The following is a 26,603-nucleotide window of genomic DNA, read 5'->3' on the forward strand; positions in this document are numbered from 1 at the left end:
GCGGCTTTGTTCTTCATTCCTATTTATTGCTACAAACCTGTCGCCGCGTTGCGGCTCATTCATTCGTTACTTCGTGTCGAAGGAAAAACAGGCCAGACAAAGCTTGGCCCGAAAAAAAGCCGCCCCCAATCCCGCCTCCGGCATACCAAAAGCTGCTCCCCAAAGCGTTACCTTCGCTGTATGAACCCAACCCGACGCATGGCCCCGCTGCTGGCTCCCTCGCTGCTGGCCGCCGACTTTGGCAACCTCCAATCTGAAACCGAGCGCCTGGCCGCCAGCGCCGCCGACTGGCTGCACTGCGACGTGATGGACGGCCGCTTCGTGCCCAATATCTCCTTCGGTATTCCGGTGCTGCAGGCCATTCACCGCCACGCCCAGCAGCCCCTGGATGTGCACCTGATGATTGAGGAGCCCCAGCACTACCTGGCCGCGTTCCGCGACGCGGGAGCTGCCAACCTCACGGTGCACTACGAGGCGTGCCCGCACCTGCACCGCGTGGTGCAGCAGATAAAAGCCCTGGGCTGCCGCGCCGGGGTGGCCCTGAACCCGCACACGCCGGTGGCGGTGCTCGCCGATATTGCCGCCGACCTGGACTTGGTGTGCATCATGTCGGTGAATCCGGGGTTTGGGGGGCAGTCGTTTATTCCGAATACGCTGCGCAAGGTGGCCGAACTGAAAGAGCTGCTGATTGACAACGGCTCGGAGGCGCTGATTGAGGTAGACGGCGGCGTGAGCCTCGACAACGCCGGGGCGCTGGTAGAAGCCGGGGCCGATGTGCTGGTGGCCGGCAGCTTCGTGTTCAACTCGCCCGACCCGGTGCAAACCCTGGCCGACCTGCGGGCTTACCTCACGGCTACGCTGGCCGGCACTGCTCAGGACCAACGCTAATGCCGCTCCGTTTTCTGCGTATTTTGCCCCTGGTGGCGGGCCGCGCCGGCTGGCTGGCGCTGTTTCTGCTGCTGTTTTACCTGCCGACGGCCCAGGCCCAGCAGGCCGCCCGCATCCTCATCACCGGCACCGTGCGCGACGCGGGCGGGCAGCCGCTGGAGCTGGTAGGCGTGGGCATTGAGGGCCAGCCCGGCGGCACCAACACCGATGCGCGGGGCCGCTTTGCCCTGAGCGTGACCCGGCCGCAGAGCGGCAAGCCGCCGGTGCTGGTGGCCCGCCGCCTGGGCTTCGGGGCCCTGCGCGTACCGCTCGACTTGAGCAGCGGCGCGGAGCTAAATCTGACCCTGACCCCCGATAGCCGGGCCATAAAAGGCGTGACCGTGCGCGGCCGCCAGGACGAGGCCGATACCCGCGAGCAGGTCAGCATCACCCGCATCGACCCGCGCGCGGCCAAGGAGCTGCCCTCGGCCTTCGGCGACTTCAACAAGATCCTGACCACGCTGCCCGGCGTGGTGGCCAACAACGAGCTGACCAGCACCTACGCCGTGCGCGGCGGCAACTACGACGAAAACCTGGTGTACGTGAACGGCATGGAGGTGTACCGGCCGTTTCTGGTCACCACCTCGCAGCAAGAGGGGCTGAGCTTCGTGAACCCCGATCTGGTCGATAAGATTGAGTTTTCCAGCGGCGGCTGGCAGCCTAAGTTCGGCGACAAGCTTTCTTCCGTGCTCAGCATCGACTACAAAAAGCCCGCGAAATTCGGCGGCTCGGCCACGGCCAGCCTGGTGGGCGGCACGATGCACGTGGAAGCCACCTCGCCCAACAAGCGGGTGAGCTACCTGGCCGGCATCCGCTACAAAAACGCCTCCTACGTGCTCCGGTCGTTACGGCAGCAGCGCGGCGACTACAACCCCACGTTCTACGACGGGCAGGCCTACATCAGCGCCGCGCTGGGGCCCAAAGACGACGTGGAGCGCACCAGCCTGAGCCTGCTCACCAGCTTCGCCCACAACGACTACCGCCTCACACCCGAAACCGGCGTGGCCACCTTCAGCTCGGCCACGGCCCAGTTCAAGCGCCTGTTTATCGTGTATGATGGCCGCGAGCGGATGCAGTACGACACCTACCAGGGCGGGCTGAGCTTGAAGCACAATTTCACCCCAAGTCTGCAGGGCGAGCTGCTGGGCAGCGCCATGATTTCGCGGGAGCTGGAATACCGCGACGTGGAGGCCAGCTACAGCTTTGCCGAGGTGAACACCGACCCGAAGGCCCCCGACTACAACAAGGCCGTGCGCCAGCGCGACGTGGGCTCGCGCTTCGACCACTCCCGCAACACGCTGCTGGCCCGCGTGGCCACCCTCGAAGGCCGCGGCCGCTGGACGCCCGGCCAGCGCCACACCGTGCGCTGGGGCCTGAAAGGCGGCCGCGAAAACATCGAGGATCGGCTCAACGAGTACAGCTACGTGGATTCGGCCGACTTCGTGCCCGACTACCGCCGCACCCGGCTCGTGTCGGCGCTGGACCTAGCCAGTTCCCGCACCCAGGGCTACGCCCAGCACACTATTGCCCTGGATTCGCTGCGCACGCTCACCTACGGGGTGCGCGCCCACCAGTGGAGCGTGAACGGGCAGCTGACCGTGAGTCCGCGGGTGCAATACTCGTTTATGACGCGCCGCAACCCGGATCTGTCGTTTAAGCTGGCCACGGGCGTGTACTACCAGCCGCCGTTCTACCGCGAATTGCGCGACCAGACCGCCGGCACCCGCGCCACGCCCCAGAGCGTGCTGGTGCAGCGGGCCGGACTGAACCCCGAGCTGCGCGCCCAACGGTCGCTGCACTTTATTGCCGGCACCGAACTGCGCTTCCGGCAGTGGGAGCGGCCCTTCAAGCTCAGCAGCGAGGTCTATTATAAGTATCTCACCGACGTGGTGCCCTACGACATCGACAACGTGCGGCTGCGCTACTTCGCCAAAAACAACGCTACCGCCTACGCCGCCGGCTTCGATGCGCGGGTGAGCGGCGAGTTCGTGCGCGGCTCCGAGTCGTGGTTCAGCCTGGGCCTGCTCACCACCCGCGAGAACATCGACGGCGACTCCGTGACGCGCTACGACGACAATGGCAAAGCCCTCGGGCGCGAGGCGCAGGGCTACATTCGCCGGCCCTCGGATCAGCGGCTGAATCTCGGGGTATTCTTCCAGGACCAATTGCCCAACAACCCCACCGTGAAGGGCTACGTGAACCTAGTGTTCGGTAGCGGCCTGCCGTTCAGTCCGCCCGCGCTGCCCGAGGAGCGCGGCACCACCAAGCTCACCCGCTCCTACAAGCGCGTCGATCTGGGCTTTTCCAAAGTCCTCTCGCTCAGCAACCGCCCGGAAGCTACGCGCCGCCCCGGCCAGCTGGAAAGTCTTTGGATAGGAGTGGAGGTTCTCAACGTGCTGGGGGCCAACAACGTGGCCGGCTACAGCTACGTGCAGGACGTGAATGCCCGCACCTACGCCGTGCCCAACTACCTTTCCCAGCGCATCGTGAACCTACGCGTTATTGCGCGGTTTTGATGGTGGAATTGTGAAGGGTGAAGTTGTGAAATAACGCCTGTCATCCTGAGCTTGCGAAGGACCTTCCTCTTTCCTAACTGGGAATCCCATTCAACGCACAAAGCCCTTTACCACGCGGATGGTAAAGGGCTTTGCTCATTTCAAAAGACTTGGTAGTGGCGAAGAGGAAGGTCCTTCGCAAGCTCAGGATGACAGAACGAAAAACTCACCATTTCACTATCTCACCATTTCACTATCTCACCGCTAATACGCCTTGCTCTGCCACTCCGTGAGGGCCAGGCGCATGTTGGGGAGCTGGGTTTTGAAGGTGGAATCCTGCTTTTCGCCGAGCTTGATGGCTTTGCGGCCCACCACGATGGCCGTGCCGTAATCCTGCTGCGAGGCGAGCAGGCGGGCCTTGATCCAGGTATTGGTGTAGGCTTCCTTCAGCCTGATGGACTCATTGATGTAGCGCAGGGCCCGCTCCGATTCGAGGTTGTTCTGCACTAAGTAGTCGGCGGCCTGGGCCAGTAGCTGCCAGTTCTGGGGCTGGGCGGCAATGGTTTTTTCGATGGTAGTCAGCACCTTCGTATTCACGTCGGTTTCGACCAGCAGACTCACCGTGCGCTTTTCCCAGGTCAGATTCAGGCGGGCGCTGTTGCGCTTCACCTCCGAAAACCAGTACAGCAGACTCTCGTGCATGGTCGCCGCTTCCGGGGCGGCGGTCAGTCGGATCTGATCGTCCTTGGCATCGTAGCCTTCGGCGCCCCAGTGGGTGGTCACGCGGTTGAGAATGATTTCCCAGTCCTTGCTCTGGTGCGGCAATACATAAAAAGAGTAGCGCCCGGCGGGCACGGCCTTGCCGTTCAGAATCACCGGATCGGCGAAGGAAATGATGGTATTCTCGTTGGCTCCGGCCCGCCACACCTGCTCATACGGCACCAGCTGGCCCCAGATAGCGCGGTTTTTCACGCTGGGCGAATGGTAATCGACCACCACCTCGGTCAGGCCGACGGTTTGCTGCACCACGGCGTGCGGGCTCACCTGGGGCAGGGGCAGCTGTTGCTGCTCGGCCTTGCTTTGGGCTAGGGCGGCGGGGCTGGTGAGGAGGCAAAATGACAGGCCGCACCCGAGTAGGAGCGAGGAAAACCGGAAGGCAGGCATAGGCAAAAAGTAGAAGCAAAACAGGACAGCCAGCGGCCACCCGAAACAATAGTGCCAAAAACGCGGTTGGCCAAAAACGAGACGGCAAAGGTCCGGGTTCCCGATAATTTTTTGGAGGAAAATTTTGTTCCCGCCGCGCCGCTTGTACATTTGCCCAGCAATTCGCCTTCATGATCCTCGTCGCGCCCCTTTTCCGCACCCGCCCTCAAGCCGCCGCCCCCACTGTGGGCGTTGCCGCTGGCTGGCTGCGCCTGGCGCACCATCATGTACACGGCCACCATTCCTCGTAAGCGAGGAATGAACACAGCATATCGTCCCCCCGGGGCTGGCCGCTAGTCGGCCGCCCGGCCGCCCCACCCAGGCGGCCCGACCGCTATTTGCCGCTTCTCACGCCGCCCCGGTCATTCTCCCGTAACCAACTCACCCCAATTCTGAATGCTGAATCAAGCAGCCTGCCTGCAGAATTCATACTTCAACATTCAGAATTCATAATTCCCCTCATGATCCGTTTAGCCATTCAGAAGTCGGGCCGCCTGAGCGAAGATTCCCTCAATCTCATTCGGGAGTGCGGTATTTCCTTCGTCAGCAGCACCTACAAGCTCAAAACCGAAGCCACCAACTTCCCCCTCGAAATCCTGTTTCTGCGCGACGACGACATTCCCGGCTACGTGCAGGACGGCGTGGCCGACTTAGGCATTGTGGGCCAGAACGTGCTGGTAGAAGCCGGTTTTCCGGCCCTGGAAGTCGAAACGCTGGGTTTCAGCAAGTGCCGCCTCTCGCTGGCCGTGCTGCGCAATGAAACGTACAACTCGGTAGCCGATCTGCAGGGCAAGAACATTGCCACCTCATACCCCGAAATTCTGGGCCGCTACCTGGCCGGCGAGGGCGTGCAGGCGCACCTGCACACCATCAGCGGCTCGGTGGAAATTGCGCCCAGCATCGGCCTGGCCGACGCCATCTGCGACATCGTGAGCAGCGGCTCCACGCTGCTGGGCAACGGCCTGCGCGAGGTGCAGACCGTATTCCGCTCCGAGGCCGTGCTGATTGCCAACCAGCAGCTGAGCGCCGAAAAGCAGGAGCTGCTGGCCCAGCTGCAGTTTCGGATGCAGGCCGTGCGCCGCGCCCGCCGCAACAAATACATTTTGCTGAATGCCCCCGTAGCCTCGCTCGACGCGGTGAAGGCCCTGCTGCCCGGCATCAAGTCGCCCACGGTGACGCCGCTGGCCGAGGAAGGCTGGGTGTCGGTGCAGTCGGTGGTGAACGAGGACGACTTCTGGCACATTACCGGCCAGCTCAAAGCCGTCGGCGCCGAAGGCATTCTGGTGCTGCCGATTGAGAAGATGATTAGCTAATGAGGTTAATGTGCTGATGTGGAAATGTGGGTAATGTGCTAATGACAGGCACATGCTCACATCAAACTTTAGCACATTCAATCACATTTCCACATCAGCACATTACCCCCATGCAGATCTTTCAATATCCTTCGCAGCCGGAATGGGCAGCTCTGCAGCAGCGGGCCGCCCAGCAGCAGGCCCACGATGTGGAGCAGCGCGTGCAGCAGATCTTCACCGATGTGCGCCGGCGCGGCGACGCGGCCCTGGTCGAATACGCCCGGACCTTCGACGGTGCCGACCTGAGCGCCGGCCTGCGCGTGACGCCCGACGAGCTGGAGGCCGCCGGGGGGCAGGTGCCCGCCGAGCTGCAAACGGCCATCCGGCAGGCCCATGCCAACATTCGCCGCTTCCACGAGGCCCAGCGGCCCACGGAAGAGAAAGTGGAAACCATGCCCGGCGTGCTCTGCTGGCGGCGGGCCGTGCCGGTGCAGCGCGTGGGCCTCTACATTCCGGGCGGCACCGCGCCGCTGTTTAGCACCTTATTAATGCTGGGCGTGCCGGCCCGGTTGGCCGGCTGCCCTGAAATCGTGCTGTGCACGCCCCCGCAGAAGGATGGCTCAGTGAACCCCATTATTCTGTTCACGGCCCAGCTGCTGAGCATCACTACCATCATCAAGGCCGGGGGGGCGCAGGCCGTGGCGGCGCTGAGCGGCGGCACGGAGTCGGTGCCGGCCGTGGACAAGATTTTCGGCCCCGGCAACCGCTACGTGACGGCCGCCAAGCAGCTGGCCACCCGCTACGGCGTAGCCATCGATATGCCCGCCGGCCCTTCGGAAGTGCTGGTCATTGCCGACGACTCGGCCAATCCGGCCTTCGTGGCGGCTGATTTGCTCAGTCAGGCCGAGCACGGCCCCGACTCGCAGGTGATTCTGCTGTCGGATTCGATGACCATTATTGAAGCTACCAAAGCCGAAGTGCAGCGCCAGCTGGCCACGCTGCCCCGCGCCGCCGTGGCCACCCAGGCGCTGGATGAAAGCCGTGCCATTCTGCTGCGCACCCCGGAGGAAATGCTGTTTTTCTCCAATCAATACGCGCCCGAGCATTTGATCCTGGCCGTTAAAAACCCCGAGCAGCTGGCCGAGGGCGTTACCAGCGCCGGCTCGGTATTTCTGGGCCACCTCACGCCCGAAGCCGCCGGCGACTACGCCTCAGGCACCAACCACACGCTGCCCACCAACGGCTACGCCCACAATTACAGCGGCGTGTCGCTGGATTCGTTCCTGAAGAAAATCACCTACCAGCGCATCACCGCCGAGGGCCTGCTGAACCTGGGCCCGGTGGTGGAAACGATGGCCGAAGCCGAGGGCCTCAGCGCCCACGCCCGCGCCGTCACGCTCCGGCTGGAGTCGTTGGCGGGCGGGCAGTAAGTCTAACCGGAACTGTCATCCTGAGCAGAGCGAAGGACCTTATGTCCGTTGAACGAGTCGTTGCTACGCCTGTCGTTCTTACCCCATAAGGTCCTTCACTTTGCTCAGGATGACAAACGAAAAAATGAAATCCTTACCATCAGTGATGTTTGATTTAGATAGCCTCGTTCGCCCCAACATCCGCGCGATGAAACCCTATTCCTCGGCCCGCGACGAATTTCAGGGCGATGCCCGCGTGATGCTCGATGCCAACGAAAACAGCCTGGGCAGCGCCGGTCCCGAGCGGTTCAACCGCTACCCCGACCCGCACCAGCGGGCCGTGAAGGCCGAGCTGGCCCAGCTGAAAGACGTAGCCCCGGCGCAGATATTCCTCGGCAACGGCTCCGACGAGGCCATCGACCTGCTCGTGCGCCTCACCTGCACACCCGGCCACGACAGCATCCTGATTCTGCCGCCCACCTACGGCATGTATGAGGTGGCCGCCAACCTGAACGACGTGCGCATTGAGCGCCTGCCGCTGACGCCCGACTTCCAGATTGCGCCCGCCGACGTGGCCCGCATCGTGGCTTCCGAGGCCAAGCTGGTCTGGCTCTGCTCGCCCAACAACCCCACCGGCAACCTGCTCCACGAGGAGTCTATCGAGGAAATCCTGCGCGGCTTCCGCGGCCTGGTGGTGGTGGATGAAGCCTACGCCGACTTCGCCGCCGCCCCGAGTTGGACCACCCGCCTGGCCGAATTCCCGAACCTGGTGGTGCTCCAGACGTTTTCCAAAGCCTGGGGCCTGGCCGGGCTGCGCCTGGGCATGGCTTTCGCCTCGCCCGAAATCATCGGCTACCTCAACAAGATCAAGCCGCCCTATAACGTGTCGGAAGCCACCCAGCAGCACGCCCTGGCCGCTTTGCACGACGCCCCCCGCTTCGAGCAGATGCGCCAGCAATTGCTACTGGGCCGCGACTGGCTGGCCGAGCGCCTGCCCGCCATCGGCATTGTGGAAGCGGTTTTTCCCTCGGATGCCAACTTCCTGCTGGTCCGCTTCCGCCCCGATGCCACGGCCGTGTATGATTATCTGCTGGAGAAAGGCATCGTGGTCCGGAACCGCACCACCCAGCCCGGCTGTGCCGGCACGCTCCGCCTCACGGTGGGCACTGAAGCCGAAAATGAGCAACTGTTGCAGGCGCTGCGGGAGTTTACTGCTTAAAAAACAAAGAAAGAACGTGTCATGCTGAGCTTGCCGAAGCATCTCTACCACGCCGTTTGATTACCAATTCAACGAAGCGGTAGAGGTTCTTCGCAGGGCTCAGCATGACAGCCGATTTGATATACACCCCATGAAAAAAGTACTCTTCATCGACCGGGACGGCACCATCCTTATCGAGCCGCCCACGGATTTTCAGGTGGATGCCCTGACCCGGGAAAAATTCCAGTTTGTGCCTGGTGCTATCAGCGGACTAGCCCGCATTGCCCGCGAGCTGGACTATGAGCTGGTGCTGGTCAGCAACCAAGACGGCCTGGGCACGGCCAGCTTCCCGGAAGACACCTTCTGGCCCGCCCACACCATGATGCTCGACATTCTGCGCTCGGAAGGAGTGGAGTTCGTGCGTGAGCACATCGACCGCAGCTTCCCCCACGAAAACCTGCCCACCCGCAAGCCCGGCATCGGGATGCTGCAACAGTATCTGGCCGCGGGCGACTACGACCTGCCGAACTCCTTCGTCATCGGCGACCGGCTCACCGATGTGGAGCTGGCCCAGAACCTGGGCTGCCAGTCTATCCTGATTCGGGAGGAAGCCGACGAGCGGGCCGCGCTTAGTACCACGAGTTGGGAAAGTATATACCAATTCCTGCGCCTGCCCGCGCGCACCGCGGTAGTACAACGCGACACGAACGAAACCAAGATCCGCATCGAGTTGAACCTCGACGGCGCGGGCCGCCCCGAGATGCACACCGGCCTGGGCTTCTTCGACCACATGCTCGACCAGCTTAGCAAGCACTCGGGCGTGGATATGAAAATCACGGTGCAGGGCGACCTGCATATCGACGAGCACCATACTATCGAGGACACGGCCATTGCCCTGGGCGAAGCTTTCACCCAGGCCCTCGGCGACAAGCGCGGCCTGGCCCGCTACGGCTTCCTGCTTCCCATGGACGATGTGCTGGCCCAGGCCGCCATCGACTTCTCCGGCCGCCCCTGGATTGTGTGGGAGGCCGAGTTCAAGCGCGAGCGGGTAGGGGATATGCCCTGTGAAATGTTTTACCATTTCTTCAAGAGCTTTTCCGACGCCGCCCGCTGTAACCTCAACATCAAAGCTGAGGGTCAGAACGAGCACCACAAGATTGAAGCCATCTTCAAGGCCGTGGCCAAAGCCATTAAGATGGCCCTGGTGCGCGATGCCGGCAAGATGGAAATTCCGAGCACGAAAGGCATTTTGTAAGCTTTATCCAAATGTTTTAACATTTGGATAAAGGCTGTTTGGGTGTTGTGGCGCAAGTATTAAGTGCCTTTGGAAAGCTGGATAATCAGCTAGTGCAGATCAACTGTTTAGGTTATCTGTATTAACAAATGAGTAAATAAAGTTGCTTGCTCAAATGAACATAGCAGTCATAGATTACAAGGGCGGCAACGTACAGTCGGTGCTGTTTGCGCTGGAGCGGTTGGGCCTGCAGGCCACGCTCACCGCCGACCACAACCTGATTCGCGGGGCGGATAAAATCCTGTTTCCCGGTGAGGGTGAAGCCTCCTCGGCCATGCGTGAGCTGCGCGCCCAGGGCCTCGACCAACTGCTGCCCACCCTAACGCAGCCCTTCCTTGGCATCTGCCTGGGTATGCAATTACTGGGCCGGCACAGCCAGGAAAACGACGCCGAGCTGCTGGGCATTCTGCCTTTCGATGTGGTGCGCTTCCCGGAGGCGGCCGGCTATAAGGTGCCGCATATGGGCTGGAACAATCTGCAGCAGCTCCGCTCCCCGCTCTTTGCCGGCCTGCGGGAGGAAGACTATGTGTACTTCGTGCACAGCTACTACGCGCCGGTGGGCGACTACACTATTGCCGAGGCGGCGTATCCCGCCCCGTTCAGCGCGGCCGTGCAGCACGAGAACTTCTACGCCGTGCAGTTCCACACCGAAAAGAGCGGCCCCGTCGGCACCCGGATTCTGGAGAATTTTCTGAAGCTGTAGCAAGAACTCAAGAAGTGTCATCCTGAGCAAAACGAAGGACCTTATTACGGTAGAACGTCAATCATTGATACGGCTCGTTCCCATCCCATAAGGTCCTTCGCTTTGCTCAGGATGACAGACATGAAAAAAATACCCAAATGGAAATAATACCCGCTATCGACCTCATCAACGGCCAGTGTGTGCGCCTGACGGAAGGGGACTTCTCCCAGCAAACCACCTACGACGCCGACCCGCTGGCCGTGGCCCAGCGCTTTGAAGCCGCCGGCGTGAAGCGCCTACACTTGGTTGATCTGGACGGGGCCCGCGCCCGCCGCCCCGTGAACCTGCCGGTGCTGGAGCGCCTGGCTCGGCACACCAGCCTGGTTATCGACTACGGCGGAGGCCTGCAGAGCGAAGACGCCCTGCGCCAGGCCTTCGATGCCGGAGCGCGTCAGATTACGGCCGGCAGTATTGCCGTGCGCGAGCCTGCCACGGTGCAAGGCTGGCTGCAGCAGTTCGGGGCCGACCGGATTCTGCTGGGCGCGGATTTCCGCGACAACCACATTGCCATCAATGCCTGGGCTGAGCAAAGCGAACGGACGCTGGCCGAGTTTATCCAGGGCTACCTGGCGGCCGGGGCCAGCACCTTTATCTGCACCGACGTCAGCAAGGATGGCAAGCTGCAGGGCCCGTCGCTGGCCACGTACCAGCAGCTGCGCACCGAGCTGCCCGCCGCCCGCCTCATCGCCAGCGGCGGCGTCACGACGCTGGCTGATGTGGAGGCGCTGGCTGAAATTGGGATGCACGGGGCCATTATTGGCAAGGCGATTTATGAAGGGACAATTACGCTGGCAGAGCTGAAAGGCTGGCTGTAGAAAATTCAGAACGTGTGTCATGCTGAGCTTGCCGAAGCATCTCTCCCGCTTCGTTGTAATGCTATCCAGATGAAGCGGGAGAGATGCTTCGGCAAGCTCAGCATGACACACGTTCTTCTAACTCTAAATCAAAAACCCGATGCTCACCAAACGAATCATTCCCTGCCTCGACATCAAAGATGGCCGCACCGTGAAGGGGGTGCGCTTCGAGGGGCTGCGCGACGCCGGCGACCCGGTGGCGCTGGCTGCGCGCTACGCCCGCGAAGGGGCCGATGAGCTAGTGTTTCTCGACATCACGGCGACCAACCAGAAGCGCACCACGCTGGTGGCGCTGGTGCGCGAGGTGGCCCGCGAGCTGGATATTCCCTTCACGGTGGGCGGCGGTATCGGCACGGTGCAGGATGTGGAGGCGCTGCTGCTGAATGGGGCCGATAAGGTCAGCATCAACTCGGCGGCGCTGGCCCGGCCAGAGCTGATTGAGGAGCTGGCCCGGCGCTTTGGCTCGCAGTGCATCGTGGTGGCTGCCGATACGCGCTATAATGAGGCCGACGGCTGGCAGATCTATACCCGGGCCGGCACCCACAACACCGGCCGCGATGCCGTGCAGTGGTGCCGTGAGGCCGCCGACCGGGGAGCGGGCGAAATCCTGCTCACCAGCATGAGCAACGACGGCACCAAGGACGGTTTCGCGCTGGACATCACTGGGGCCGTGAGCCGGGCCGTGTCGGTGCCAGTGGTGGCCTCGGGCGGCGCGGGCTCCCTGCAGGATTTCACCAACGTATTCCAGCAAGCCCAGGCCGATGCCGGACTGGCCGCCAGCATCTTCCACTTCGGCGAAATCGGTATTCGGGCGCTCAAGGAGCATTTGCGCCAGGATGGTATTCCGGTTCGTTTGTAGTTTCTTATCTGTTACTATTCATCTGTCATCCTGAGCTTGCGAAGGACCTTATCACGGCAGAACGACTGTTGTCACAACGACTCGTTCAACTGGTATAAGGTCCTTCGCAAGCTCAGGATGACAGATGAGTTTAAAAACCACCCATGGAACTTGACTTTGCCAAAATGCCCGCCGGGCTCATCCCCGCTGTGGTGCAGGATGCCGATACCGGCCAGGTGCTTATGCTGGGCTATGTGAACGAGGAAGCCCTGGCCCAAACCCGGCAGCAGGGCCGCGTCACGTTCTTTTCCCGCTCCAAAAACCGCCTCTGGACCAAGGGCGAAACCTCCGGCCACTACCTCACCGTGGTTAGCCTGCACGAGGACTGCGACGGCGACGCGCTGCTCATCCGGGCCCGGCCCGATGGGCCCACCTGCCACCGCGGCACCACCAGCTGCTTCGAGCAGCCGGAGCAGGCGGCGTACCCGGCCGCGCCCATCGGCTTCGTGGCCGAGCTGGAGCGCCTGGTGCAGCGCCGCCGCGACTTTCCCCAGGAGGAGCCCAATTCCTATACCGCCTCGCTCTTCCGCAAAGGCATGCCCAAGATTGCTCAGAAAGTAGGCGAGGAGGCCGTGGAAACGGTGATTGATGCCGTGGGTGGCAACATTGAGGGGCTCAAAGGCGAGGCCGCCGATCTGCTGTACCACCTGCTGGTGCTGCTGGCCGCGTCCCGCATTACGCTGGAGGAAATTGTGGCTGTATTGAAGGAGCGGCATTCTACCATTTCGGCCGGGGTGCGGCGGGAATAGCCGGTAGCATATGTAGTAAAACGGCAGCCCCAGCGGGGCGACATATCGGTAGTAAGTGAGTCGATGGAAGATGCTAAAGCCCCAGCGGGGCGACACCAATCGTTAAGCGACGGTGCCGCCCCGCTGGGGCTTTTAAAACGCTTTATGCGCATTTCTCTACCGATATGTCGCCCCGCTGAGGCTGTTGTTCCGTCCTGGGTTTGATACTCAAAACCGGTAGCCCAACTGAAAACCGGCCACGCCGGTTGCCTGCCAGCGGTTGCGCCAGGAGCGCGAAAAGTACTGCTGATTCATATCGAGGCCCAGATACGTATCCAGCAGCAGGCGCTGGCCCAGGGACCACTGGCGGCCCAGGCGCAGCTGGGGCCGGATAGTCAGCGTGCTGGATGTGGTAGTGGTGGGGTGGTTGGAGGCGGCATAAGTGAACTGGTTGTAGCTCGTGCCTAGCCCCACGCCGGCGTACCAGCCCAGCAGGGCGGGCTTGGTGCGCTGAAAGTAGTAGCGCAGCTCGGCCGCCGCCGTCAGGTGGCGCGCCCGCAGGGTGTAGCTGTAGTTGCTGATGGTGTAGTCGTCATTCACGTAGGAATAGCCCCCGTGCCAGGTAGAGCCGGTGTAGCCCAGGCTGGTTTGCAGACTCAGGCGCGGCCGCAGCTGCCACTCGTAGCCCGCCGTGGGCAGCAGGCCCTGGCCCGCCGTGGTGCGCAGCCCCAGCTTTAGGGCATGGGTGCGCGGGGCGGGGGCGGCGGTCGTATCGGGTTGGGCCGGGGCGGTGGCGCGGGCGGCCAGGGGCAATGTGGCGAGCAGGGCCAGCGAGCAAAGCGGGAATTTTTTCATCGGCAGGGAGCAGTCGGGAAAAGGATAAGGAATAGGAGAGGAGCTTGCCGAAAGGAGTCCCGGCGGGCCCCGCAGGTTGTATGGCGGTTGGCAAATAGGCCCCGCCGGGCCGCCAGCCGGGGAAATAGTTGCTACTTTGCGGCCCGATTATCACCTGTTCTATGCCCGACCATTCCGCTTACCTGGCCCTGCAGTCGCTCACGGTGCTCGTGCCGGTTTACAATGAGGAAGAAAGCCTGCGCCAGTTTGTGGTGGAGATGAACAAATTCCTCGCCCAGACGCCGGTAGCCACCACTGTGCTGTTCGTCAACGATGGCAGCACCGACGGCTCGCTGGCCATTCTGCGCGACATCTGCCGCCACGATGCCCGCTACGAGTTCATTTCGCTGCGCGAAAACCGCGGCCTGAGCACCGCCATCAAGGCCGGCGTGGACCATTGCCGCAGCACGCTCATCGGCTATATCGACTCCGATATTCAGACCTCCCCGCTCGATTTTCTGCGCTTTTTCGAGTTTTTCCCGCAGTACGATATGGTCAACGGCATCCGGGCCAAGCGCCAGGATACGGTGGTCAAGAAGCTCTCCTCGAAAGTGGCCAACACGGTGCGGCGCACCCTCATCAACGACGGCATTCAGGACACGGGCTGCCCGCTCAAGATAATCAAGATAGAGTATGCCCGCCGGCTGCCGCTGTTTCATGGCATGCACCGCTTCCTGGGGGCGCTGGTGCAGCTGCAGGGCGGCCGGGTGAAGCAGATTGCGGTGCAGCACTTCCCGCGCTTCGCCGGCACGGCCAAGTACAACCTCTGGAACCGCGCCTGGAAGCCCCTGGTCGACACGTTCGGCTTCCGCTGGATCCGCAGCCGCTGGAAAAACTACGAAATTGGAGAGCACCACCGCGCCGACGGGGCGGGCAGCTAAGCCGCGGCCATGACGATGGAAACCCTTGCGCTGGCCATCGGCCTGGTGTCGCAGCTGCTGTTTTCGAGCCGCATCGTGCTGCAGTGGGTGCAGAGCGAGCGGGCCCGGCGGGTGCTGGTGCCCACGCTGTTCTGGCAGATCAGCCTGATATCATCGTTTCTGATGATTATCTACGGTATGCTGCGCCACGACCCGATTATTCTGGCCGCCCAGCTCATCAGCTACGCCATCTACATCCGCAACCTGCAATTGCTGGGCGAGTGGCGTAAGTTGAACCCCTGGTTTCGGGCGGCGGCCTACGGGTTTCCGCTGGCCATGCTGGCGTGGTTCGGGGCCGGCAATCAGCACTTCAGCCTGCGGGCCATGCTGGGCAGCCGCATTCCGGCCGGGCTGCTGGTGCTGGGCTCCGTGGGTCAGATTATTTTCCTGCTGCGCTTCGTGTATCAGTGGATCTACTCCGAGCGCAAGGGCGAATCATCCCTGCCCCTGAGCTTCTGGGCCCTCAGCTTCGGCGGCTCCGTCCTGATTCTGACGTACGCCATCCTGCGGCGCGACGTGGTGCTGATCATCGGCAACGTGTTCGGCACGGTGGTATATGCCCGCAACATCGTGCTGCTGCGCCGCGAGCAGCGCCGCGCCCCGGCGGTGGCCGCTGGTAAGGAGCCGGTGGGGTAGGCTCCAGCTAACGCAGGCATTAGCATTATAACGCTATAACGCTGCCAACGCCTGCTGCAACAGCCTTTCCGCAGTGTAGTGCGGCTGGTAGCCGAGTACCCGCCGTGCTTTTTCGCTGCTGTAAACCCGGTCAATGGTGGTGGGGAACTGCCAGCCCAGCCGCTGATAGGCGGCCGGGGCCATGGGCAGCCGTTGGGCAATAACCTGCGCGGGCTGCTGCTTGAGCAAGCCTACATCCTCGCGCTGAAACGGGCTGCTGCCCGTAATGTTGAAGGTTTCGAAGGTGGTGAAGCGGTGCTCCAGCGCCAGCAGATGGCCCAGGGCCCCGTCCCGTTCATCCAGGCCGCGGTAGAGGCGGTGGTTGGCGGCCAGATTGGCAGGCTCGGGCAAAAAGCGGCCCACCCGCAGCACCACCGTTTCGAGTCCTTCCTGCACAAAGAAATCCTGGCACAAGGCTTCGGCGGCCTGCTTGGTGATGTCGTAGATGTCGCGGGGCTCGGGGCGCAGATCCTCATCAACCCACACGGCCTGGGTGGGGTGCACCATGGCCTGCCCGTAGATGGAGGTAGTGCTGGTATAGAGAAACTTGCCGATGCCGTGCTGCCGGCAGGCATTCAGCAGATGCAGCGTGCCCTCAATGTTGGTGCGCACAAACTCCAGCCGCGCCACTCCCAACTCATAATGCCGCCCGTGCAGGGCCGCCGTGTGAATCACCGCGTCGGCACCCCGTAGCGCCCGGCTTACGGCTTGCGCATCCCGGATATCGAGCAGCAGATCGGTCGTGTCAGCCGGCAGCAGGTCGGCCCCGATAACGCGGTAGCCCTTCGCGCGCAGCAGCCGCACAATTTCCTGGCCCAGCCGGCCCGAAGAACCCGTGACAAAAACAGTAGCAAGGGGAAGCATTTGGCCAAGCAAAAAGTGAGGAGGCAAAATACGGCACAATACGCCAGTTGTTATTCGGCCGGTTGCGCATCCAGCCAGCGCACGAACTCCGCCAGCCCCGCGGCCAGTGGGGTATGCGGGGCGTAGCCAAGCAGGCGCCGGGCCTTGCTGATGTCGGCGTAGGTCACGTCCACGTCGCCGGCCTGCATGGGCTGGAAGGCCAGTGTCGGCGTTACGCCCACGGCTTGGCCCACGGCCTGAATCAGCTCCAGCAGCGGCACCGGGCGGTTATTGCCCAGATTAATGGTTTCGTACACCCGCTCCTGGGCGAGCAGATAATCCACGCCCTGCACAATGCCGGCCACCGTATCGAGCACGAAAGTATAGTCGCGGGCCGTGGTGCCGTCGCCGAACACGGGAATGGGTTGGCCGGCCCGCAGCAGGCGCACGAACTTATGAATGGCCAGATCGGGCCGCTGCCGGGGGCCATACACGGTGAAAAAGCGCGCGTTAAGCACGCTCAGGCCGTAGAGCTGGTGGTAGGTGTAGGTGAGCATCTCGCCGCTGAGCTTGGAGGCCGCGTAGGGCGAGATGCAGGCAGCCAGCAGGTTCTGGTCTTCGCGGAAGGGCCGCTGGGGCGTATTGCCGTACACCGACGACGAGGAGGCGAAAAACAGCTTGCCAATGCCGCGCAGCCGCATCCATTCCAGCAGGTGGGTGGTGCCGATGACGTTATTCTCCAGATAAGCCACCGGCGCGTGCACCGACGGTCCCACGCCGGCCTTGGCGGCCAGGTGCACGACTACCTCAATCGGATCGGCGGGCAGCGCATCCACCAGCGCATCGAGTCCGTGGCGCAGGTCGGCTTCGTGAAAGCTGAAGCGCGGGTGCGCCAGGCAGGCAGTCAGGTTGCGCAGCTTGAGGGCGCGGTCGTAGAACGGGTCGAAGTTGTCGAGGCCCACCACGCGGTGGCCGGCGTGGAGCAGCTGTTCGGTCAGGTGCGAGCCAATGAAGCCCGCGCAGCCCGTTACCAGAATGGATGCCATGCGTGAGAAGCAGGGGAGAAGAGGATGAAAAACGCCCTTTTGTTGGCGGGCGGGGCGCAAAGGTAGCCCGAATTGTCCGGCCCCGGCCAGCCTGCGTATAGCGTAGGTGGCGCTGGTGTTGGGGCCGGTGCAGATGTTGGTCGTTGGTTTGGGTTCAGGCTGCTGCTATGGAACACGTTCCCTCTCGCTTCGTTTGGGCGCTGGCGCTGGTTCTCAGCGCCGCCGGGCTGGGGCCTCCGTGCGCGGCCCAGCCGCCGGCCGGGCCGCTGGTCATCGGGCACGCCGGCTCGGGCTTTTTCCATCCTTTCAATTCTTTGCCGCCCAGCAGCCTGCGGGGCATCGAACGGGCGCTGCGGCTGGGTGCCGATGGGGTAGAAGTAGACCTGCGCCTGAGCCAGGACAGCGTGCCCGTGCTCTACCACGACTACACCCTCAACTCCATGACCAACGGCCGCGGCTGCGTCAGCCAAACACCGGCCGCGGCCCTGGTGCAGCTGCGCTACCGCGGCGGCTGGCTCCACGACTGGCGGCAGCATGAGCGAATCATTCCCTTTGATACGCTGCTGGCCCGCCTGGCCCGCCGCCCCGAATTCCCCTATCTGCACCTGGATCTGCACGAAGATGATGCCTGCGCCGCCAACGACACGGCCCGGAGCCGGGCGCTGGCCCGCCGTCTGCGCGAATTGCTCACGCACTACCAGGTGCCCGCTCACCGCCTGCTGATCCTGACCAACCGCCCTGCCACGCTCCGCTACCTGCATCAGCTGCTGCCCGCCGTGCCGCTGGGTCTGGAGCTGTCGACCGACTTTGAGGCCGACCTGCTACAGCTGCGGCAGCTGCCCTGGGTGCAGGCCGCCGTGGTGCACAAAGACGACATTACCCCCGCGCGGGCGGCCCGCCTGCATAGCCTGGGGCAGCAGGTGGTAGTTTTCGGGGGGCGTTCGGCCCGGGCCGAACGCCGGGTAGTGGCCACCGCCCCCGAGGCCTACCAGGCCGATAACGTCCGGCGGCTGCGGGCCATGCTCCGCCGCGGGAATATCCCTACCGAGAGCCGGCTTAGAAAACGGCCGCTACTAGCCCTGGGGCGGGAGCGTAGCGACTGATAGCATCTTCTGTTGGACTGCATTCATGAGCAGGCAGCCTTATGCTATTGCCTCGATAGCCGGTTAGTTTCCAGGCTTCTGCACGACAACCAAAACGCGCAGGGCGGGCTATCATTGCCGTTAAGCGCACTTATTGCAATTAGGTGTATTTATAGTGATATTTATTCTATGCGGAGGCCAGTACGTACCAACAGCCAGTGGGGGCGCATTATAGCGGTGCTGGCGGTATGTGGCTTCAGCTTCTTTGTGCACGGCGGAGCGCCCGCCGTCAGTTTGATGGAGTCCCGCAACTTTGTGGCCGCCCGCGAGATGGTCGCGGGCGGCTCCTGGCTTATTCCTACCCTGAACGGGGAGCCGCGGCTGGCCAAGCCCCCGCTGCCCACCTGGGCCGTGGCCGCGCTGCAGTCGCTCACAGGCCCTACCGAGAACCTGGCGCTGCTGCGGCTGCCCGCGGCGCTGGCGGCTACGCTGCTGGTGCTGTTCTTCTGGGCCCTGGCCCGCGAGCTGACCCGGCACCAGCCCGCCGAAGCCGCCGCGCCCGGCCGCACGGCCTGGCTGGCGGCATTGGTGCTGGCCAGCAGCCTGCTGATCATTGTGACGGGACGGGAAGGGCAGTGGGATATTTTTGCCAGCAGCCTGATGATAGGAGCCCTGTGGCTGCTGGTGCGGGGCTGGCGGCAGCCCGGCCCGGCCTACGCCCCGCTGCTGGGGGCCGGGCTGCTGGCCGGCCTGTCTATGCTCAGCAAAGGGCCGGTTGCCGTATATGCGGTGCTGCTGCCTTTTGTGGGCGCTTATCTGGTGGGGCAGCCCGGGTATCGGCGGCAGGTGGTCCGGCAGGGGCGGGGCACGACTCTGGCCGCGGTAGTGGCGCTGCTGGTGGGGCTCAGCTGGCCGGGGCATATCGGGCTGGCGCTGGCCCCCCTGGCCCTGAAAGTCGCCCGCACCGAAGTCACGTCCTGGGGGGGGCGGCACGTCCAGCCTTTCTGGTACTACTGGTCTTTCTTCGCCTTCACCGGGTTGTGGGCCTTGGTGGCCCTGCTCAGTCTGGTGTGGCCCTACGCCCGTCCTCGCCTGCGGGGCATCCTGCCCTACGCCCAGATCCTGGGGTGGTTGGTAGCCAGCTTGGTACTGCTAAGCCTGGTGCCGGAAAAAAAAGAGCGCTACATGCTGCCCCTGATGCCGCCGCTGGCATTGCTTGTGGCCGGCCTGCTGCGCTACTGGGAAACCTGGCAGGCTACCCGGCCCCAACCTGCCACGCCGACCGCCGATGTGTGGCTACTCCGGGGGTGGGGGAGTTTGCTGGTGGCCGTATTTCTGGCCTTGCCCGCTGCCATGGTCCTGAGCCGCCTGCCGGGGTTTGGGGTGGGGTCCATTTGGTTTGCAATGGCTGTCGGTGTGTGCGGAGCCCTGACCGGGTGGGTGGGGTGGGGCGTGCGCCAAGTGCGCCCCACGGCTCTGGTGGCCGCCACGCTAGCAGGTGTCGGAGCCATTATCGGGCTTTTGATGCCGGCTTACCCCGGTTGGGAAGCCCGCAAGGGGACGCCCGGCCTGCGCCAGCTGCGCGATGCCCGCCAGGAGCCCTACCTGCGCCGCATCGCCACCTGGCGCAGCCTCGACACGCTACACGTAAAGCAGGTGTGGGCGGCGGGCCGGGCAGTGCCGGTCTGGCACCCAAGTGTTGAAGCCTTGGCTGGCCTGCGGGAGCCGGTGGTTTTGTTCTCGGGAGGAAATGCCGCTGACCGGCTACCCACCGGGTGGGAGCGGTACGTGCAGCTGCAGCTGCTCGACAGTTTCTACCTAGGCCAGGATCAGCAGTCCGGCTATTGGCGGATATCCCGGATCGACCCGCTAAAGCATCCTCATAACAAAGTTGCGAATCACTAAAAAATAGTTTAACATAATAATTAAATAGATTGAATTTAGTTTCCGGTCCAGATAGGAGCGAGGTGGCCCCCGCTCCTTGTCAGAAGTCGTTAGGAAGTTCACCGCCCACGACGCGATACTGTACCAAAACTGCTCTACGCGGATTGTTCTTACCGCAAAGCCGTTAGAAGATGCTTTAGAAAGTAAGCCAGCAGCCTGTTAGCGACTTAGTTGCCGACGTATCTTCTCCAGCAACGCCCCGGCAATGGCTAAATCGTCAGTATCCTGAACGGAAAGTTGGGTATCCAGGCCCGGCCCCGTGATGCGGATGGTGTACACAGCCCCGCCCGTCAGGCCCTGAGCCTGAGGTTCCGCACCAGCCCCGCCGGTTGGGAAGTCTGCCGCCATAGTATCTGCGGGTCTAAGTGTATCAGCTGACATCGGGCGTGCCAGAGGCTCTTGTGCCGGCTGCGCCATCTGACTAGAGGAAGCGAAAGAATGAGCAGGCACAAAAACCGCTTCAGGTCCGGCGCCCCCCGCTTCCCTGGTAGTCGTGTGCTCCGGGTCTGTATCGTCCAGATCCGAAGTGTCTAGTCCAAACAGACTGGAAACGGCGTCAGAGTTCCGCAAGGCTGGTATATGAGCAAAAGCAGAGGTAGTCGAATTGCTACCCGTTGGGGAAGGGGTTGCCGCATAAGCCTGGGTTGGTGCCGGTGAAGAGCCCTCTGGAGTATTTTCCTGTTTGAATATATTCAGGGGCATCTCCGTGCTGGCCAGCTCCCGCCGTGGCGTTTGTTGGGCCGCCAGCATATCAATGTCTGCTATTATGTTGCGCTCATCGATAACGCCCACCATACGGGCACCCTCTACGAAGGCTTTAGCCACATTCTGCGCATTTATCTCCTCTACACCAAACTCCCGGATCAGCATTACATCGAACATATGCACCGGCAGCTCGCGGTTGCGGAACTTGCGGCATATATGCGTGAAGAGCGGTGGGTGCAGAAAGGCTTCCCGATGGTATATCTTTTCCTCCTGCTTGTCATAAGCATGCTTGATGCGTCGGAATAGGTTGGTAGTAGTCAGCAACTCCCGCTTACTGGTAACCAGCCCAAACTTTACCGCTGATCCGACAATCGCCTTGAAAGACCCACTAACCTTCCGGCTGAGCTTGCGGGCACAGGTCTCCAGAGCACACTTACCGCCAGTATCATCAACAACTTCTGCTATTTCCCAGGCACTGAGGTAACTCGTGCGGGGATAGTCTATGGTTTTAGGCATGAGAATGGGGAAGAGTATGAATAAATAGAAAGCACAAGTATATAAGATATAAGTATATAAAAGTAGTATAAAGTATAAAATAGTTTAACTTATATTTACTTTTTTATACTTTTTTTTGCTTTTTAGCTTTGGTTCTTAATATGCTTAAGCAATACAACTTGATTATCCTCCTATAGCATTCAATTTTAATACCACTCCAACTAAGGCCGGCGGCAGGGGCGGGGCGGGCCTTAAGCAGCCTTCAAAGCGCCATGGAGAGCCTCTAGACCACCATCTATCAGGCGACAGATAGTTTTGATCGTGCAGCTCAGCATACTCGCCTAGAGCAGGTTTAGTAGCAGGAGAGGAGCACGCGGCGTTTCCTCCGTCAGAACTTACACGCCGGGGTCCGACAACTTAGCAACACAACTGCCATATATAGGGCAGCTGTGCGACGCAACCGTCAACCTTACTCTGTGCCTGAAATCTGCACATAAGCCCTGATTTCACCGGAGCCCCAACGAAGCCAAGTAGATGAAGTAACAAGGGGAACATTCCGGCGTTTCATTCATCATACTCATCCAGTACTTGCGCAGTAGATACATGGCAGTTATCAATGTCGCCTTTGCGCAGCTGCTGCTCGTAGTCGGCCAGGCACACTTGATTCAACTTATCCTTGGGGCGCGTTGACGCCTACCGCATTGCCATCGGGGCGGCTTTCCGGCCGCCAGGCCAGCTTGAATAAGCGGATGTTGCGGTGTCCTCTGGCGGTTTGTTTTATAGCCTGTGAAAGAGCCATCAGCACGATATTGCGAAACCTTCTCAGCCGAACAGACCTGTGCCACAGTACACAGCAACACAGCTCGGATACAGTTCAATTAGCCATGGAACTCAACGACTTCCACATGTCTTATAATTTATATTATGTTAAGTAATGTTTTTCAGAATAACCCGAGGTATCTATATACCTCGGGTTATTCTGCTTGCTCCCCTTTGCTTACTTCGGGGCGTTCATTTTGGCATTTATCCGTTCTGCATCAGCGTTACGACCTAAAGCAGTATACGCTGCCTGCAGTGCAAATAGTGCTCCTTTATCATTCTGCTGAATGTTTACAGCCTTTTCTAAATACGGCAGAGCACTTTGTATATATACTCTACCTTCTGCCTTCATTTTATCGCCATTGGCCTTCTTATAGGCTGCGTCTGACATATTGTTAGTCTTTTTAAATAGATCAGCCCCTTTATTATAAGTGATAACACCAATATTGTATTGTGCATCAAAGTTATTCGGATCTACCTCAATGGCCTTTTTAAAGGCTACTAGTGCTTTGTCTGGCTGCTTAGCTTGGTAAATTGAGCCAAGAACGGTATACAGATTACTATTGCTAGGATCTACGGCAATAGCTTTTTCCAGTTTCCCAATTGCCTCTACGGTCCGGCCAGAACTCAGATACATGTTCGCTTCCTCGATCATAAAAGATTTATTGTTCGGGTAAGCTACCAGGGCCTGCTGCACTACTTTCATCGCATCGGCGTCGTTTTTCTCCTGCCGGGCAATCTGCAGCAGCCGGCCGTACAGCGCCGGCGACTTATAGTTCATGCCGAGCAGCTTGCTGTACGTGTCTTTCGCGCTGGTGAAATCCTGCTTGGCTTCGGCGGCGTAGGCAGCATACAAATACGCGGTGGTGTCCTGCGGGCGAATCTGCTGGGCCATGCGGTAGGAATTCAGCGCCTCGTCGTAGTTTTTGCCATTGTAGCTTTCTACGCCGGCGTTCAGCGCCAGGCCATACAGATTATCCAGCTTTTGCGCGGCCAGCTTGCCGAACTCGCCGTCTTTGCCATCCAGCTCTACGGCTTTCGAGTACGATTCAAAAGCAGCCTTCGTGCCTTCGCCGGGCTTCAGCGCTTTGCCGAAAATCGGGTTGCTTATCATCTGCTCGTAGATTTCGCCCCGGGTGTACCAGGTTTTGGCTTTGGCCGAGGTTTTGGCATTCAATACGGCACCGTCGATATCGGCGCGGGCTTTGTCGAGCAGGCCGTTGCGCTGATTCAGGATGGCACTGGTGACGGCCGAGGTCTGGGCCGAAGCGGTCTGCAGCGCCGCGGCGGCTACTAGCGTCAGAAAAATCTTCTTCATGGTTTTTTGCTGAAGAATGAACGAGGATGAGTGAAAGGAATTGATTGGCAAACGGCTGATACCGGCACTTGGTTCAGCCCAAAGCAAGTCAGAAAAGAAGCCTGACGAGCTTCCGGCACTGTATTCATAATCGAATACCATGCCTGAAAGCCGTCAGGCTCCGTGAAAACGCGGGTTAGTTACTGCTGAGCGTGTCCGGGTCGGTGAGCGAGGTAAGATCCGTCAACTCGGCGGCCGCGGCAGGCTCCGCTCCTTCCGGGCTGCCATTGGTGCCTGCCTCAAGCTCCGCCCCTTCTTCCAGCTCCTTATCATCGGCGGCCACCTTGGCTACCGACGAGATTTCGTCGCCGGCGCTGATTTTCAGCAGCCGCACGCCCTGCGTGGCCCGCCCGATGGTACGCAAGTCGCTCATCCGCAAACGGATGGTGATACCCGACTTGTTGATAATCATCAGATCATCCGAGTCCTGCACGTCCTTAATGGTAACCAGAGCGCCGGTTTTGTCGGTGATTTTCATGGCGCGGACGCCTTTGCCGCCGCGGTTCGTCACGCGGTACTCGTCCAGCGCGCTGCGCTTGCCGTAGCCATTTTCCGACACCACCAGCAGCTCCTGCGAGGCCGGATCGGTGATGCAGACCATGCCCACCACCCGGTCGTTGGCATTGGCCAGGGTGATGCCGCGCACGCCGGCGGCGTTGCGGCCCATCGAGCGCACCTTGCCCTCGGGGAAGCGCACCGCCCGACCCGAGCGCAACGCTACCACAATCTCGCTGCTGCCATTGGTGAGCTGCACGTCGAGCAGCCGGTCGCCTTCGTTGATGGTAATGGCGTTGATACCGGCCGTGCGGGGGCGCGAATACGCTTCCAGCGGCGTTTTCTTCACCGTGCCCTGCTCGGTGCAGAACATCAGGAAGGTGTTTTCCAGGTAGTCCGGGTCGCGCAGGCCGCGCACGTTCAGCACGGAACGCACCGAGTCTTCGCGCGGAATCTCAATCAGATTCTGAATCGGCCGGCCTTTGGTGTTCTTGCCACCTTCCGGCACTTCGTACACTTTCAGCCAGAATACCCGGCCCAGCTCGGTGAAGAACAGCAGGTATTCGTGGGTGGTGGCCACAAACAGGTGCTCCGTGAAGTCGTCCTGCTTGGAAGCGGCACCCTTGGCCCCAACGCCGCCGCGGCCCTGAGAACGGTACTCGTCCAGGGCGGTGCGCTTGATGTAGCCTTCGCGGGAGATGGTGATGACCATGCTCTCGTCGGCAATCATGTCTTCCATCGAGAAGTCGCCGCCGGCGTATTCGATGGCCGTGCGGCGCTTGTCGCCGTACCGCTCCCGGATTTCGAGCAGCTCGTCTTTGATGATCTGGCGCTGCAGCTCATCAGAAGCCAGCACGGCTTTCAGGTGGTCGATCAGGCGCATCAGCTCCTCGTATTCCTGCACGATCTTGTCGCGCTCCAGGCCGGTGAGGCGCTGCAGACGCATATCCAGAATGGCGCGGGCCTGCACTTCGCTCAGGGCGAAGCGCTCGATGAGCTGGGCGCGGGCCACTTCGCCGTCGCGGGAACTGCGAATCAGCTTGATAACCTCATCCAGATGATCCAGAGCGATGAGCAGGCCTTCCAGGATGTGGGCGCGCTTCTGGGCCTCGGCCAGCTCGTAGCGCGTGCGCCGGATGATGACATCGGCGCGGTGCTCCACGAAGTAGTGAATCAGCTCCTTCAGGTTCAGCGTCATCGGGCGGCCCTTCACCAGGCACACGTTGTTCACCCCGAACGACGACTGCAGCTGGGTGTAGCGGTACAGGTTGTTGAGCACCACGTTGGGCATGGCGTCGCGCTTGAGGTCATACACGATGCGCATGCCGTCGCGGTCCGACTCATCGCGCAGGTCGGAAATGCCTTCAATCTTCTTGTCGTTGATGAGCGCGGCCGTTTTTTCGATCATCGAGGCCTTGTTCACCATGTAGGGAATTTCGGTGATGATGATCTGCTCCTTGCCGCTGGGCAGGGTTTCGAAGTGGGCTTTGGCCCGCATCACCACCCGGCCCCGGCCGGTTTCGAAGGCCTGCTTCACGCCCTCGTAACCGTAAATGGTGCCCCCGGTCGGAAAGTCCGGCGCGGTGACGTGCTCCATCAGCTCGGCAATGGTAATTTCCTCGTTGTCAAGGTAGGCAATGATGCCGCTGACGACTTCGGTCAGGTTGTGCGGGGCCATGTTGGTGGCCATACCCACGGCAATGCCCGTCGTGCCGTTCACTAGCAGGTTCGGGAATTTGCAGGGCATCACCGAAGGCTCTTCCAGCGAGTCGTCGAAGTTGGGCTGGAAGTCCACGGTGTCCTTGTCCAGGTCGCCCAGCATTTCGTCGGCCAGGCGCTTGAGGCGGGCTTCGGTGTAACGCATGGCCGCCGGCGAGTCGCCGTCAATGGAGCCGAAGTTGCCCTGGCCATCCACCAGCGGGTAGCGCAGGCTCCAGTCCTGGGCCATGCGCACCATGGTGTCATACACCGAGGAGTCGCCGTGGGGGTGGTACTTACCCAGCACCTCGCCCACGATACGGGCGCTCTTTTTATAGGATTTGTTGTAGGACACGCCCAGATCCGACATGCCGTAGAGCACGCGGCGGTGCACGGGCTTCAGGCCGTCGCGCACATCGGGCAGGGCCCGGGAGATGATAACCGACATCGAGTAATCGATGTAGGCGCCGCGCATCTCGTCTTCAATGTTAATCGGAATGATTTTTTCGCCTTCCGCCATAGGGAAATCTTAGTCAGCCGGAGGCCCTTCGCAGGGCGGTTCCGACACCGGTGAGTGGGTACAATGTGAA

Annotated in this window: 21 protein-coding genes; 14 read left to right on the forward strand and 7 right to left on the reverse strand. The window is 61.3% G+C overall.

Features of this window, described 5'->3' with window-relative positions; all coding sequences use genetic code 11:
- Positions 1-198: 198 nt before the first annotated feature.
- Together rpe and BUB62_RS10630 are read left to right on the forward strand one after the other, a co-directional pair.
- On the forward strand, positions 199-888 hold the full coding sequence (gene rpe / locus BUB62_RS10625; RefSeq protein ID WP_073109784.1) for a ribulose-phosphate 3-epimerase: 690 nt from the start codon (positions 199-201) through the stop codon (positions 886-888).
- Positions 888-3,443 (forward strand): TonB-dependent receptor, encoded by a 2,556-nt coding sequence (locus BUB62_RS10630; protein WP_084538996.1) that lies wholly within the window; start codon positions 888-890, stop codon positions 3,441-3,443. The genes rpe and BUB62_RS10630 overlap by 1 nt, the downstream gene beginning before the upstream one ends.
- 243 nt (positions 3,444-3,686) lie before the next feature.
- On the opposite strand, the gene BUB62_RS10635 is transcribed toward BUB62_RS10630, so the two are convergent.
- Positions 3,687-4,586: a DUF2911 domain-containing protein gene (locus tag BUB62_RS10635; protein ID WP_159437442.1), complete on the reverse strand. Its 900-nt coding sequence runs from the start codon at positions 4,584-4,586 to the stop codon at positions 3,687-3,689.
- A gap of 500 nt (positions 4,587-5,086) precedes the next feature.
- Between BUB62_RS10635 and hisG the strand changes: the two genes are divergently transcribed.
- From hisG to hisIE, 8 genes are all read left to right on the forward strand, one after another.
- Positions 5,087-5,938 (forward strand): ATP phosphoribosyltransferase, encoded by an 852-nt coding sequence (hisG, locus tag BUB62_RS10640; RefSeq protein WP_073109787.1) that lies wholly within the window; start codon positions 5,087-5,089, stop codon positions 5,936-5,938.
- Positions 5,939-6,048: 110 nt separating this feature from the next.
- Positions 6,049-7,347, forward strand: a complete 1,299-nt coding sequence (hisD, locus tag BUB62_RS10645) for a histidinol dehydrogenase (RefSeq protein WP_073109790.1) — start codon at positions 6,049-6,051, stop codon at positions 7,345-7,347.
- 145 nt (positions 7,348-7,492) lie between these two features.
- Positions 7,493-8,545: a histidinol-phosphate transaminase gene (gene hisC / locus BUB62_RS10650; RefSeq protein WP_073109792.1), complete on the forward strand. Its 1,053-nt coding sequence runs from the start codon at positions 7,493-7,495 to the stop codon at positions 8,543-8,545.
- Positions 8,546-8,675: 130 nt separating this feature from the next.
- Positions 8,676-9,779, forward strand: a complete 1,104-nt coding sequence (gene hisB, locus BUB62_RS10655) for a bifunctional histidinol-phosphatase/imidazoleglycerol-phosphate dehydratase HisB (RefSeq protein WP_073109794.1) — start codon at positions 8,676-8,678, stop codon at positions 9,777-9,779.
- Positions 9,780-9,933: 154 nt separating this feature from the next.
- Positions 9,934-10,521 carry an imidazole glycerol phosphate synthase subunit HisH gene (hisH, locus tag BUB62_RS10660; RefSeq protein ID WP_073109797.1) on the forward strand — a complete coding sequence of 196 codons (588 nt, stop codon included), beginning with the start codon at positions 9,934-9,936 and terminating at the stop codon, positions 10,519-10,521.
- A gap of 137 nt (positions 10,522-10,658) precedes the next feature.
- Positions 10,659-11,375 (forward strand): 1-(5-phosphoribosyl)-5-[(5-phosphoribosylamino)methylideneamino]imidazole-4-carboxamide isomerase, encoded by a 717-nt coding sequence (hisA, locus tag BUB62_RS10665; protein ID WP_073109800.1) that lies wholly within the window; start codon positions 10,659-10,661, stop codon positions 11,373-11,375.
- A 139-nt stretch (positions 11,376-11,514) separates the two neighbouring features.
- Positions 11,515-12,273 (forward strand): imidazole glycerol phosphate synthase subunit HisF, encoded by a 759-nt coding sequence (hisF, locus tag BUB62_RS10670; protein WP_073109803.1) that lies wholly within the window; start codon positions 11,515-11,517, stop codon positions 12,271-12,273.
- Between the two features lie 143 nt (positions 12,274-12,416).
- The gene (gene hisIE / locus BUB62_RS10675; RefSeq protein WP_073109805.1) at positions 12,417-13,061 is read left to right on the forward strand and encodes a bifunctional phosphoribosyl-AMP cyclohydrolase/phosphoribosyl-ATP diphosphatase HisIE; all 645 of its coding nucleotides are present in this window, start codon (positions 12,417-12,419) and stop codon (positions 13,059-13,061) included.
- A gap of 207 nt (positions 13,062-13,268) precedes the next feature.
- On the opposite strand, the gene BUB62_RS10680 is transcribed toward hisIE, so the two are convergent.
- Positions 13,269-13,895, reverse strand: coding sequence for an outer membrane beta-barrel protein (locus BUB62_RS10680; protein ID WP_073109806.1), 627 nt, complete (start codon positions 13,893-13,895; stop codon positions 13,269-13,271).
- A 161-nt stretch (positions 13,896-14,056) separates the two neighbouring features.
- Between BUB62_RS10680 and BUB62_RS10685 the strand changes: the two genes are divergently transcribed.
- Together BUB62_RS10685 and BUB62_RS10690 are read left to right on the forward strand one after the other, a co-directional pair.
- Positions 14,057-14,815, forward strand: coding sequence for a glycosyltransferase (locus tag BUB62_RS10685; protein ID WP_073109809.1), 759 nt, complete (start codon positions 14,057-14,059; stop codon positions 14,813-14,815).
- Positions 14,816-14,830: 15 nt separating this feature from the next.
- Positions 14,831-15,490: a lipid-A-disaccharide synthase N-terminal domain-containing protein gene (locus tag BUB62_RS10690; RefSeq protein WP_073109811.1), complete on the forward strand. Its 660-nt coding sequence runs from the start codon at positions 14,831-14,833 to the stop codon at positions 15,488-15,490.
- Positions 15,491-15,523: 33 nt separating this feature from the next.
- Here BUB62_RS10690 and BUB62_RS10695 read toward each other — a convergent pair whose 3' ends face one another.
- Entirely contained in the window at positions 15,524-16,393 is an 870-nt protein-coding gene (locus BUB62_RS10695; protein WP_073109812.1) for an NAD-dependent epimerase/dehydratase family protein, read from the reverse strand.
- 50 nt (positions 16,394-16,443) lie between these two features.
- Positions 16,444-17,418, reverse strand: coding sequence for a GDP-mannose 4,6-dehydratase (locus BUB62_RS10700; RefSeq protein WP_073109815.1), 975 nt, complete (start codon positions 17,416-17,418; stop codon positions 16,444-16,446).
- Positions 17,419-17,585: 167 nt separating this feature from the next.
- Between BUB62_RS10700 and BUB62_RS10705 the strand changes: the two genes are divergently transcribed.
- Positions 17,586-18,521, forward strand: a complete 936-nt coding sequence (locus tag BUB62_RS10705; RefSeq protein WP_073109817.1) for a glycerophosphodiester phosphodiesterase — start codon at positions 17,586-17,588, stop codon at positions 18,519-18,521.
- 276 nt (positions 18,522-18,797) lie between these two features.
- Complete coding sequence (locus tag BUB62_RS10710; protein ID WP_073109819.1) at positions 18,798-20,405, forward strand: ArnT family glycosyltransferase; 1,608 nt, start codon at positions 18,798-18,800, stop codon at positions 20,403-20,405.
- A 198-nt stretch (positions 20,406-20,603) separates the two neighbouring features.
- Here the strand turns inward: BUB62_RS10710 and BUB62_RS10715 are convergent, their stop codons facing one another.
- The 3 genes from BUB62_RS10715 to gyrA form a co-directional block, all read right to left on the reverse strand.
- Positions 20,604-21,665: a hypothetical protein gene (locus BUB62_RS10715; RefSeq protein WP_073109821.1), complete on the reverse strand. Its 1,062-nt coding sequence runs from the start codon at positions 21,663-21,665 to the stop codon at positions 20,604-20,606.
- A 976-nt stretch (positions 21,666-22,641) separates the two neighbouring features.
- On the reverse strand, positions 22,642-23,922 hold the full coding sequence (locus tag BUB62_RS10720; RefSeq protein ID WP_084539000.1) for a tetratricopeptide repeat protein: 1,281 nt from the start codon (positions 23,920-23,922) through the stop codon (positions 22,642-22,644).
- A 34-nt stretch (positions 23,923-23,956) separates the two neighbouring features.
- Positions 23,957-26,533 carry a DNA gyrase subunit A gene (gene gyrA / locus BUB62_RS10725; RefSeq protein WP_073109825.1) on the reverse strand — a complete coding sequence of 859 codons (2,577 nt, stop codon included), beginning with the start codon at positions 26,531-26,533 and terminating at the stop codon, positions 23,957-23,959.
- Positions 26,534-26,603: the final 70 nt, after the last annotated feature.

Origin of the sequence: Hymenobacter daecheongensis DSM 21074 (assembly GCF_900141805.1) — a bacterium.
GTDB lineage: Bacteria > Bacteroidota > Bacteroidia > Cytophagales > Hymenobacteraceae > Hymenobacter > Hymenobacter daecheongensis.